The sequence below is a fragment of the Halovenus anhuiensis genome (genome assembly GCF_037080055.1).
In the GTDB taxonomy this organism is placed as follows: Archaea; Halobacteriota; Halobacteria; order Halobacteriales; family Haloarculaceae; genus Halovenus.
This window is the reverse complement of sequence record NZ_JBAOJI010000011.1, coordinates 40215-52423: the sequence shown is the minus strand read 5'-3', so window position 1 is coordinate 52423 and position 12209 is coordinate 40215. Positions and strand designations below refer to the sequence as shown.

9 protein-coding genes and 1 pseudogene are annotated in these 12209 nt (G+C 50.2%); 1 reads left to right on the top strand and 9 read right to left on the bottom strand.

The features are described 5' to 3' along the window. Nucleotides 1–464: 464 nt before the first annotated feature. The 3 genes from V8P86_RS17600 to rdfA form a co-directional block, all read right to left on the bottom strand. Nucleotides 465–1235 (bottom strand): IclR family transcriptional regulator, encoded by a 771-nt coding sequence (locus V8P86_RS17600; protein WP_336328602.1) that lies wholly within the window; start codon nt 1233–1235, stop codon nt 465–467. Nucleotides 1236–2313: 1078 nt separating this feature from the next. Further along, nucleotides 2314–4260, bottom strand: a complete 1947-nt coding sequence (locus tag V8P86_RS17595) for an archaea-specific SMC-related protein (RefSeq protein ID WP_336328601.1) — start codon at nt 4258–4260, stop codon at nt 2314–2316. A 75-nt stretch (nt 4261–4335) separates the two neighbouring features. Further along, nucleotides 4336–4965 (bottom strand): rod-determining factor RdfA, encoded by a 630-nt coding sequence (gene rdfA / locus V8P86_RS17590; protein ID WP_336328600.1) that lies wholly within the window; start codon nt 4963–4965, stop codon nt 4336–4338. Nucleotides 4966–5912: 947 nt separating this feature from the next. Here rdfA and V8P86_RS17585 point away from each other — a divergent pair. After that, a pseudogene (locus V8P86_RS17585) lies at nt 5913–6073 on the top strand (ParA family protein); the annotation flags it as partial. A 124-nt stretch (nt 6074–6197) separates the two neighbouring features. On the opposite strand, the gene V8P86_RS17580 reads toward V8P86_RS17585, so the two are convergent. From V8P86_RS17580 to V8P86_RS17555, 6 genes are all read right to left on the bottom strand, one after another. Next, nucleotides 6198–6965 (bottom strand): SDR family oxidoreductase, encoded by a 768-nt coding sequence (locus tag V8P86_RS17580; protein WP_336328599.1) that lies wholly within the window; start codon nt 6963–6965, stop codon nt 6198–6200. 314 nt (nt 6966–7279) lie between these two features. After that, nucleotides 7280–8104: an alpha/beta fold hydrolase gene (locus V8P86_RS17575; RefSeq protein ID WP_336328598.1), complete on the bottom strand. Its 825-nt coding sequence runs from the start codon at nt 8102–8104 to the stop codon at nt 7280–7282. Nucleotides 8105–8645: 541 nt separating this feature from the next. Then, nucleotides 8646–10112, bottom strand: coding sequence for a succinyl-CoA:acetate CoA-transferase ScpC (gene scpC, locus V8P86_RS17570; protein ID WP_336328597.1), 1467 nt, complete (start codon nt 10110–10112; stop codon nt 8646–8648). Beyond that, on the bottom strand, nt 10109–10699 hold the full coding sequence (locus tag V8P86_RS17565) for a MaoC family dehydratase (RefSeq protein WP_336328596.1): 591 nt from the start codon (nt 10697–10699) through the stop codon (nt 10109–10111). The genes scpC and V8P86_RS17565 overlap by 4 nt, the downstream gene beginning before the upstream one ends. A gap of 69 nt (nt 10700–10768) precedes the next feature. Continuing rightward, complete coding sequence (locus tag V8P86_RS17560) at nt 10769–11716, bottom strand: alpha/beta fold hydrolase (RefSeq protein ID WP_336328595.1); 948 nt, start codon at nt 11714–11716, stop codon at nt 10769–10771. Nucleotides 11717–11722: 6 nt separating this feature from the next. Next, the gene (locus tag V8P86_RS17555) at nt 11723–12142 is read right to left on the bottom strand and encodes a hypothetical protein (protein WP_336328594.1); all 420 of its coding nucleotides are present in this window, start codon (nt 12140–12142) and stop codon (nt 11723–11725) included. Nucleotides 12143–12209: the final 67 nt, after the last annotated feature.

Here is a 12209-nt window from a genome sequence, read left to right as displayed (position 1 = left end):
ACGATGAAAGTGGAAGCGGCTACACCTCAACTACAGGCAGTGGTTGCTCTATATTTTGATTCAGATTCATCGAACGAAATGCAGTCACGCACAGCGTTTCAGCCCTCATCTTCAGATGTACCGTCTTTGATCCCCTCCGGCCATTCTCCTTGCTTGGCATCAAGCCAATCCTGTCGATGGCGTTCGCTGCAGAAGGCGACCTTCCGGATCCCAGGTTTCGCTAAAGGTGTCATCGCGGGCGTGAACGGGCCCGGGAGCGTGACACATTTTGGCTCATCTGGAAGATCAGTTCCACAGACAGCGCACGAATCCGGGTTTTCGATGCGCACCATAGGCAATTACACATGTCGGGTCAAAAAAAGGATTACGGCGGTTGCTTACCCTCTCGTTCCACGGTCTTTCTAAGGGAGTTACAAAAGCCTCGGGCCACCGCGTCCGGGTTGTTTACATTGGATATTTCCGTATTAGCCATGCTGTTCAACGTACCTGTCCGCGAGATCGGCCGCAGCCGTCGTTATCACGTCTGGGAGGTCTTCCTCGAAGTATCGGTCGTCAATTTGATTCGATGTACCGGATACGCTGATAGCACCAAGCACTTTGCCATCGTGATGGACTGGTGCTGCTACGGATTGGGCGCCCAACGCAACCTCGTGTTTGCTGGTGGCATACCCTTGTCGTCGAATTGTCGATAGTTCTTCGCGGAGGTCTTCTTCATTAGAGATAGTGTATTCTGTGCGTGCAGGAAGTCCATAGTTATCGACGATAGCGTTGACCATTTCATCGGGGAGATGAGCCAGAATTGCTTTCCCGGCGGCAGGGCCGTGAAGGTCAGTTCGTTTGCTGATGCGTCCGTATGCTTGTGCAACCTCGTTACCGCCCGCTCGGTCAAGATAGACTGCTCGTCCGTGTTCCTCAACGACGAGCCAAGCTACTAAGGAGGTTTCGTCGGCCAAAGCAGAGAGTATCTCGGCGGCTTGGCCGGATATTGGTACGGAGTTGCGTGCGGCGGTCCCGTGATAGAGAAACTTAAGACTCAACTGGTACCTCCCTCCATCGTTCACGAGGTATTCGAGCGACTCAAGTGTCGAAATGTATCCGTGGAGGGTACTCTTCGCAAGGTCAAATTCATCGGTTAATTCATCTAGGTCTGCTCCACCATGGTCGTGGATGTACTCGATGATCTCAAACGCGGTTCGGGCCGATTTAACCATCCGACCGGGTTCAGATAGTGCCATGACAACACATTACGGGGAACCAAGCATTAGTATTTTTGTATGGTTACGTTTTAAACTCGCTTCGTCTTCCCGATTGAGTCCGAATATATCGAATCACCCCAAAATACGCGGGTCACTCAAATATGAAAAATATCGATCGATAAAGACCAGATCTCCTTTGCGGACGGATTCTATTCAACTAGCTAACTTATAGAATAGAGCGTGGGTTCCTTTCCAAAGAATAATTACTGAGGATATTCTCTCTTGAATTCTTTTTGTGGGTAAAAATTGGCGGATAATGATTAAAAGACAACAGTACGGCCTATTGAGATTCCATTAATAGAATATTCTGTAATTGTGAATATTATCGACATTATTTAAGTTTGAGGCTCGCTCTTGATTCGAGCAGTGTGAATAATAGTCGTGGCATAAATGTCTCCGAGGTTATATTTATTCGATAAAATTGAACAATACACTCTCAATTTACCGTGTCTACCTCGACACAGTTCAGATAACTTGACTCCGTATTTTAGTCCTTCATGAGAGGAGTACCGCGGCTTTCAGTAATTCTTAGTTGATTGTAAATAACAAAAACTAGTTTCAAAATCGGAGACGGTGGGATGTTCCTCTGAACATTCCAATCAAATAACCAGACGAGTTCGTTGCTGCCGACCTATGACTTGACCACGAGGGTGTTATAGAACGATCATTATGTGAAAAAGCAGGATGAGCCCTCAACCGAATGAATTCAGTGATCCTGCAAAACCATCATCGATAAACTGTCATCCGATTCTATTGCGGTTGTGGATGCTATTTTTGAGACCTGAAGAGAAATAGATCCCCACTCTGCGTAGGCTGTCGATTCTAGTCGCGCTCACTTCCAGTACGGGACTAAACAGATGATGTGAAAGAATTGGGGTTGCCAGACGTCACAAAAAAATCCGATTTGCAGTGAGGAAGCCGCCGGTGCGTCCACGATTTCGGGCCCAGCACATCGAATACAAACCATGTCTTCGCTGCCCATCACAAAAAACCGCTCTTCGTGTCCGACCGGAGTGAAGGTCGAAATAACAACGTAATGTCTGTTAGCGAATTCTGTTCAAATGTCGGTGATGCGGGTGTATTCTGCTGATAACGCCTGTGCATCCTCCGGTAGCAGCGCAACGATGAGATACTCTGTGTAGTCCTCAAGGTACGAAATGAGGGTCGCGATTCGCTCAGAGTCGATTGCCTCAAGCGAGTCTAATAGCATGAACGGGACGGTCCCGTGGACCTCGTGGGCGAGATAGCCCGCCAGTGCAAATATCAGCCCTGTTACTTCCCGCTCACTTTCCGAGAGGTTCTCGACCGTGTCCTCATAGGTCGCCCCCGACTCCGTCCGCCGGACAATGTGCAACTCGAAGACGCCCTTTGTTTGTTTGCGACGGTCATCCCGAGCCTCCGTTTCAGTCCGCTCCAACCAGATACGTGCTATGTTCTCGTATTCGAGGACATCGAGCATCGTGTCCATGTGTTCGTTGAACTCCTCGATCGCTTGCTTTTCGATGCGCTCGATTTTGGTCCGTAATCCTTCGATTTGACCTGAAATATCCTCCCGCTGAGTCTCTAACTCGGATTCCTCGTCGAGTCGGTTCTCAATCGTTGCAATATTTTCTTCGACTCGTTCGAGGTCGTTTTCGAGGGTCCCGAGGTCGTACTCCATTTGGTTGGCTTCTTTGTGGAGACGAAGAATCTCCTCGTAAGCATCGTTCTCAGAATTTTCGACCTCTGCTTCGATAGCCTCGATCTCTTCGCGGAGTTCCGCACGGCGCTCCGTTAGCGTCTCGATTTTGGCTTCCGTATTCTCGATTTCGCCGTCCAGTTCGCGCTGTCGGCGTTCAAGTTGTTCGCGTTGACGCTGCTCGGTTTGGAGTTCCCGCTGTTCGGACTTCGCCTCCTCAAGTTCGTTCTCAAGTTCGTTGATTTCACCAACTGTGTCCTGACTGAGCTCTTGGAGGTTTTCAATCGTCGCTTCGATCTGCTCGGCTTCAACCTCAGTCCCGCACGTCCAACATGTGATTGTCTTCTCCGCTAAGAGTTCGTCTGTAATGGCACCATCGTCGTCGTCCTGACCGTCCACCGCCGTCAGAAACTCCTCAGTGCCCTCTTCTAGCCGGTCTTGATTGAACCGAATCACGCTCTGAAGTTCATTCAGATCTGACTCTAACTCCTGTTTGTTATTTCGAAGCCGCCTGATACGCGATTCTAATTCTTCAATGTCCCCCGCAGGCGTGTCAGACAACTCCTCGTAGTCGCGTTCAACTTCGCGTTTTTCGGCACGGAGTGATTCGAGACTGTCCTGTTCTGTTTCCAGTTCGTACCGGACATCTTCGAGATCTGAGCGCTTCTTGCGGAGTTTTCCGAGTGTCTCTTCTAACTGTGCCTGTTCCTCGCGGCTCTGTTCGACATCGGCGTCAGTCGCTTCAATCTCCGCTTCAAGTTCTTCAAGTTCAGTTCTTTTGGCTGTGATTTGATTTTCAAGTCGTGTGCGCTCTTCTTCGAGAGACGGCAGCCGATTTTTGAGGTTGTCGAGTTCCTCAAGTTCCTCGTCGATTCGTTGGCGCTCTTCGACGAGACGGTCGATTTCCGCCTGAATTTCGTCAGTATCAACCGGACGCATGATTAGTTCTCTCAGATCGCCGTCAGTCACGACTGCCCGCCGGGCGTCGTTCGATTCGAGTAGAAACGAAAATAGATCGGCGACTGTTGGATCGTCGAGATACGGGTTGCCGCTGGTACTGATAGCCCCGTTATTGTGTTTGAGCGTGTTCGAGTAGGTGGTTCCGTCCAGCGTTAATTCGACGTGAGCCTCGTCGGCATCAGCCTTCACCGACACGTTATTGCTCCCAACAGCGGCCATCACCGCCTGCAACAGTGATGTCCTGTTCGTGGCGTTCCTGCCAACTAAGATCGTCACACCGGGCTCGAATGCAACTGCCGTTTCGTCAATCCCACCGACCTTCTGAACTCTTAGTTCTGCCGTTGAGTCCACTTTTTCTACACTCATGAACGAAGCCAACAGACGGATTATAATCAAAGCTTTGAAGACTCGGCAATTGAATAACGCTGTTATGGCTGTTATTCAATTTTTGTCCCCACAGTGGCAACCGCCTCGATCAAGTAGCTCCAACACGTCAAACTGGGCATTACAGTCTTCACAGACGATACGAATATCAGCAAGAGTCTGAAACTCACCAAGCGTCAACTCGTCGCTGTCGCGAAGTTGCTCGATGTTCCCCTGAATAACGGAGACCATTCGCCCGCGGAGCTTCTGGACGTTCGTTTCTTCGCGTTCGAGCGGATCTTGTTTTGACTGTGTGTATTCTGCGCCACGGTGATCTTTCAGGTAATTCCGGATCGCCTGATAGGTGACAAAATCACTTTTGAGTTCGCCTACATCGATCCCTTCCCGTTCGAGACGACGCTGTACCCGGGTGGTCTCCGCGGTGCTAACATCATCGTCTGTTAATAGCCGATACGTATTTTCTACTTCGCCGTCCAGCGACTGGACGTTCGCGTCTGTGAGCGCCTGGCTGAGAAGTTGTTGATTGAAGTATGTCGTCAACTCACGAAGACTCCGTCGGTCTTCCTCTGCTGTCCATAGCTGTTCGAGTTCCTCTCCCAGTCCCGGGAGGTTGTACTCCTCGATGAGGCGGGCTACTTTACTCCGACGCCCCCTGTTTGATGCTGGCGAATCGTCTGTTTGATCCATGATTACTGGTACAACCCTCTGTTGATTGTATCTTTTGCTCTCTCGAACAATAGGAAGAATTGTTGCTCAGAATAGAAGGCCAATTTCAGCGGTTTTCAATTGAGTATAAAACATACAGAATCCAACATATGAATATAAGTATAACTTATAATATAGTTCGTCAACGCTCCGTTTTCTTTCAGACATAGTTAACGTTAGAGGCTTACTCGATCGGGCGGAATCTGAATATCGGTTGGATTGTCGACAAAATATGTACTATCTTTGATCCTGACCCTGTTTGTGAACTATTATTGTAATTTAATCTTGTGATTTTTTTAAACTGTATGTAAAATAGATATAATATTAGCATACTTATTAGCAGCTGAGCAGGACAAGTACTAGCTATTTTGTGTGAATTGCTCTGTATCAAATATTATCTGATTTAGAACTTGGCTATTTATTTACTGTTGATCCTCCTTGTATACCGTTGCAGATAGCCATCTGAAAAACTGAATTCGGCGAAATAGGCCACAAAAAGCCACAAAGGCGACGAAGACGCGAGTCTACGAGGAAGTAAGATTAGGGACAAGTAAGATTATACCACAAAACATATTGTTTTGTTTCAACCGACTCTAGTTCTGTCAGGAGTTTGTTGACAGAGTAGTTATATAAAGGTTTCATTGAATATATTCACTCTCAATATTGCTGTATTTGAGGACTCTACTCCGCAATATCGCTAAATCCTGGTGTTTCTTGGCTTCTTTCCCTGACCACCCCTTCCCGTCATCTCCCCGATTTCATCTCGCACACGGGGTGTGGGGGTTCGATTTCGTAGGAATTTTATTAACCAACATAACCACTCAGTACAGCCCCAGTGTTGGTTAATTATTATCCGTGTTCGCGAACGCCGTCAACTCCGGCACCTGCATCTCCCCGTGTTCCCAACGAACCTTCGAGTGATCCAGCACATCGTCGACACGCCGCCATCTCTGAACATCCTCACCGACAACGTCCACGTCGCGACCGGCAACGTCGTCATCCCCGTCATTCCCAAGAAGCTCAACGTCAACAGCCTCCAGATCTCGCAAAGCAGCTGAACCCCCTTGAACAGGCGTATGGTGACATCAATTAGCTCGCGATTGTCTGAAACCGTGTCGAGCAGAACGCCAAACACCGCGACAGAATAACATTACTCACACCTTTTATAAACCCAATATCACTTCATAAAAATCGAATAATTTGAGACTGTGTCCCTACGTGTTCGACTGACCGCCGTCCACAATGAGCGATTCGCCGTTCACGTATCCAGCAAGTTCGTCGGAGGCAAGATAAAGCGCCGCACCTGCGACGTCGTCAGGTTGGCCGAGCCTGTTGAGCGGTGTCGCTTCTGCACTTTTTTGTGTTGCGAGAGGCACGTCGTCGGTCGTCATTGCCGTCTCAATAACGCCAGGGTGAATCGCGTTGACGCGGATTCCTTCTGGCCCCAACTCGTCTGCCAGCGAGTATGTCAGCAGACGCACTGCACCCTTTGAGGCGTGGTAGACCGAGAACGTGGCGGTCCCGATAATTCCCGCGACGCTCGACATATTAATGATGCTCTCGCTGTCTCCGCTCTCAAGCATCTTTTTTGCTGCGGCCTGTGCACCAAAGAATACTCCCTTCACATTGATGTCGATAAGCTGTTCGTATTCTTGTTCCGTGACCTCAAGGAATTCTTTCTGTCGGAAGATTCCAGCATTGTTCACCATGATATCGACACCGCCGAACTCGTCCGCTGCCTCTACTGCCTTAACGAGTGAGTCGGTGTCTGTCACGTCGCACTCGACGTAGGTCGCATCGACGCCGTACTCCTCTGTAACGAGTTCATGTGTCGGTATACCACCCTCTCGTGGTTCCTCCTGAACGTCTGCGACGACGACATCTGCACCTTCTTCGGCGTAAGTCTTGACAATTGCGCGTCCGTTTCCACTTGCCCCGCCTGTTACGACTGCCGTCTTTTTTTTGAGTAGTTTATCTAGCATATGTTAATTAAGTAATTAACAGGCAAGTCCCTCCTCAGGGTAGTTGGCTTGCCGTATGCCCAGTCGCCAACGACCAGGTTGATATTTTTTGCTCCTTTTCGGGGTTGTACAACGGTATCCTACCCTCATCGATCAACCAAACCGTGAGTAATTCAAGCACCTCATTCCCGATCTGTTGAAACTTGTGTTTGATGCACTCTAGTCAAAATATTGCTATAGACTCTGTCATTAACCTCTGTCTGTAAGAGTCGTGATATCAACTGTACGTCAAAATAAAATCCTACTAATTAGCATTAGCTTAGTCAGAACGTCGTTCATTGATAGATCTCATCAACAAACGCAACCAGCTCATCATTGAATCGCTCAGCCTCTTCAAGAAACGGGACGTGAGCGCTGTCCTCAAACGGCACATAACGACCGTTAGAACATACGTCTCGTGCGATCGTCTTGGCGTCGGAAACTGACGATGATCGATCGTTCTCTCCGTAGAACACAGCCGCAGGAGCATCCAAATCGGTCAGTCCATCGTGTAGCCGCTCGTGGTCAGGATCGACATAGATCTGGAGCATCTTGATTGCAACACGCATCGGGGTCTGCATGGCGATATTCCACAGCCAATTACGTGTCCACTCGTCGGGACTCTCGTTGAACATTCTACTGACGAATCGTTCCATTCCACTCGGCCTGTTGTATCGTTGATTATCGAGCATGCGATCGATCGGGAGGTCAGTATCTGTGTCCTCATTTCGTGCTACTGCTCCAATCCGGGCGAATATCGCACTCGAAACGAGTACGAGTCCGTCCAGTGATTCACCGTACGCGTCGACAAATGCACTTGCAATCGTTGAGCCAAGCGACCACCCCAATAGCGTGAATTGGTTGATATCGAGTTGATCAACCATGACCGCGAGATCCTCTGCATACATGTCTGCGGAGTATGAGCTGACTGGCTTATCAGAGTCGCCGTGACCACGGAGATCCGGGGTCACGACCCGATACCCAGCCTCAAGAAGCGCATGTACTTGTGATTCCCAGACACGATGGCTCATACACCCACCATGTACCAGTACGACGGGCGGACCACTGCCTAAATCCTGACAGTACAGATTGGTGTCATCGCCCACCTGAACGTGTGTCATATCTTCAAATCACATCTTTTGAGTATAAATCATTGGCCACATCTAGAACTCCAACTTCAAACTGGTCGCCACGGAACTCGGAATGCTGTCAAACATATCTGTTAATATATGGGTAGTTAGAAGTATTTAGTTTCAATTGTTTTCGTCGTGTCGGATCAAGAACAGCTGAAAAGGTCTCAAAACGTCGAATTCTGACGCAAAGCCAAATTTAACACTACCTATCCAGAAAAGAGACTTAATTCTCTCTCTCACGTAGATACAGATAATTTTCTCAGTTAATATGAAATAATAATTAATAATGGGTCAATAGTGTTTATTCATGTAACTATATGGGTATAACCGAATACATCAAATAAATTGTTGAAGTGGCTGTTTTATTTGTATTACATTAACATATACGAAGTATATGCATATATTTATTTTGATAGGTTGGTGCAAATGTACTCGAAATCTCAATTTATGTCCGTGCGTAGAAGGCCAATATACACCAGGTACCGAAATTAACACTATTAACCTGAAGTTCGGTGGTCCAGAACCGCTGTCACTCTGACTGCTGGCGACGCTGTGGCCAAGACAATGACGTTTCGAGAGCTTGTGGAACGTGCCCACCGTACTGCTGTCCGCGCTCAACGTAGTTGCAAAGTTTGTCCCGGAAGGAGGGGTGTGCAACAGAGATGAGTTCGTCTGCCTTCTCGCGGGGTGACCTTCCCCGGAGGTCGGCGACGCCCTGTTCAGTTACGACCACATCGATATCATGCTCCGTATGATCGACGTGGGGAACCATCGGTACAACACGGGAAATGTCCCCGTCTCGGGCACTTGATGGCAGCGCTGCGACAGTTACTAGAGCATTTCGATTGAAATCTCCGCTCCCGCCGACACCGTTGATGACGTGCGTGCCATCGATGTGTGTCGAATTAATGTGGCCATAGATATCAACTTCGAGAGCGCTGTTAACCGCAATGACGCCGAATCGCTCGATCAACTCAGCACCGTTGGAAATCAAGGACGGTCGCAACACGACATCGTCACTGTACTCTTCAATGTTCGCAATGAATCTGTCCTGTCCCTCCTGTGTGAGTGCGAGTGAAGTCGCACTGGCGCCCGCGAGTCGACCCTCATCGAGCAGATCTAAGATGCCGTCTTGGATGACTTCGCCGTAATAAACAAGTTCGCTGTCTCCGATGTCGATGTCAGCCAACGTCCCCGAAAGCGCATTCCCCAGACTACCGACGCCGAACTGGATTCTGACTGACTCTGCCAGTGCTGGGTTCCGATCAGTCTCGTCGCTGAGAAACGCTCCCAAATTTGCTGCGATTGTCCTGTCTGTTTCGGTTGGGTCGCGAAAATTGTAGGTGGAGTCCCGTCGATCAGTTTCGACAACAGCCGTTAGCTTGTCAGGGTCAAAAGAGATGTGTTCTTTGCCGATCCGTCCGATCGGACTGTCGAGTGGGATCGGCTCTCGGTGTGGCGGCAGCGACGGACAGTAGATGTCATGGATCAATCGGAGATCGATGGGCTGTGATCGGTTGACTTCGACGATTAACTCATCCGCCGCTTCGACGTAACCCGGCGTTTGGCCAAGACAGGGGCCGGGGATGAGCCAGTCTTCGCCCACGGCGACTGCTTCTACGAGTGCCACGTCGATGGATCCAAATTGGCCGCTCCGTACCTCGTCGGCCAACTGCGAGATGTTCCGATCGTGGAATTCGATCTCGCCCGCATTCGCGGCGTCGCGGGCTGTCTGTGTCCCGAGGTACGGAAACCGCCGTGTCATATCTCCCGACTCGATAAGTTTGGTGTCGATTTCCTCCCCAACGCTCCCGCCCGTAATCACTGTTAATGAGCGCTGCTTGTCACTGTCTGCGATTGCGAGTGGGACTGCTTTCGGGTAGCCGACGCTCCCAAACCCGCTAGTCACGACGGTCGCGTCGTCCGGAATTTGTTCGGCGGCCGCTTCGGCGGACATCTCGGGTAGAGACCCCTCGAACCGGCTTCTCTCGTTCATTCGACATCTCCTGGCTGTGTGCCAATGTTCTCCGGCCAGCCCGTGGGCTGTTCAGCACTCGGCTCCGCGTACTCTCGTTTCAGGACCATCGGTGTTCGTTCGAGTGAGAGTACGAGTTCGTCATTCTGGTTGTACGCCCGAAGCTCTGTTGTGACGATCCCGACGTGCTCGCGGGAGTCACTTTCTCGTTTTTCGAGTACTTCACTCTCGGCGAAGATTGTATCGCCGTGGAAGACCGGACCGTGATGACGGACCTTATCGTACCCGAGGTTAGCCGTCGCGTTCGCCGAGATATCGATGACGCTCATCCCGACCGCTAGTGCGAATACGAAGGTACCGTCGACGAGGCGCTCCCCGAATTCGGTCTCCGCGGCGTAGGGCTCGTTGAAGTGCATCGGATTGAGATTCATCGTCAAATTCGTGAACCAGACGTTATCCGTCTCCGTTACGGTCCGGCCGTATGGGTGTTTGTAGATGTCTCCGACCTCGAAATCTTCGTAATAGCGTCCCTCCCACCCCGCTACCAGGTTTCGATCAGTCGCGGTCGAATCCGCTGGGTTCACGAGTCTTTTTGGGTCCTTGCTCATATGTCTCGTTTGTGCGGATTATGTAAAGAATTTATTTTAGAGACTCAACATAAAAGTGGAAATTGCAGATTAATCGTCAGCCGATGCGCCCGGAATATCGACACCGACCGTTTCGGGAGACATCTCCGTGGGAACTTCCACGTCCTCCCCTTTGATCTCTTCAAGCACTGGTTTCAGGTAGTTCAGGAAGAGATCTGGATTCTCACACATCGGGAAGTGCCCAATATTTTTCATCTCGATAGCCGTCGCTTGGTCGCCGATTCCGTCGGCGACTTCGCGAGCGTCGTCCGGATCGGTCGCAAAGTCGTACTCACCGTTCATCACGTAGACGGGACACTCGGGGTTGACCTGATCGAGTTTTTCCCTGTAATCGTGGTCGACGGAGTAGTAGAAGAGATCTCCACGGAACAACCCGGTCGATCCTTGTTCGTAGAGGTGCATTGTTTCCCGCCGAGTCTCTTCCGGCCCATGTGGAGCCATTAGCCCCCAGCACGAATACGCGCTGATCTCAGCGATGTTGACCGAGGGATGGTGGAACCAGTCGAGGTAATAACCCGGACTCCGGACACCGCATTCGAGGCCGATGAGCGCCCGGAACCGGTCTGGATGCCAGTCTCCGAGCTGCAAGATGACGTTGCCACCGATGCTCGACCCCATATAGACCGGATCTTCGAGATCGAGTGCATCTGCGATGCTCACGATGGTCTCTGCGAATTTCTCTTCGGTGAGGGTGTAATCTTCCGCCCACCAGTCCTGAGTTGTCGGTGGGAGCGACTTCCCGTGGTGGGGCAGGTCGTAGGAGATGACCCGGAAGTCCTCCGTAATTTCGTCGTCGGCCAAGATGTGACGCCACTCCTGACCGTGGTTGCCTGCCGTGTGCTGACAGATAAGAGGAATGCCGTCTTCCGGCCCACGTTCCTCGTAGTATACGCGGTGATCGACGCCGTCAATTTCGACGCCAATATAATGTCCAGTGACTGATTCTTCTTCGCCGTGTTGAGGTGGTTTGATACTCATTGTTTGTCAGGATTGCTGTGTTTCACGCATCAAATCAAGCGCGCGCTGGAACGGGCGGAAATTCTGCCAAATTTTCTTGTTGTTGCCTTTCAGTTCGAGATGGCCATCTTCTCCTTTTACCGCGGTTCTGTAGTCAGATGCGATAATCTCGTTGTTATGTGCCGGTGGATATTCCTGCACGAACTCCTCCCAAGCCTCTCGGCTTCCCTCGACACCGAACGACCAGACATCATTGACTCCCGGTTCTGGTACGACGTTTTCCACCTCACCACCATGCATCTCGATTAGGAACATGTCGTCGCCGATCTCGACATAAAAATTCTCATCGAAGGTATCGTGTCCCCGAACCTTCATTTCTTGATCATGGTTGACTGTATCGCGATACTCCTCCCACCATTCGTGGCTAGCAAATTCTACTGCTGACATACTCTAACCCGCCTTGTTACCAAGGCACGTGTAATTTTATGGTAAGGAATTATAAATCTAGGGGACA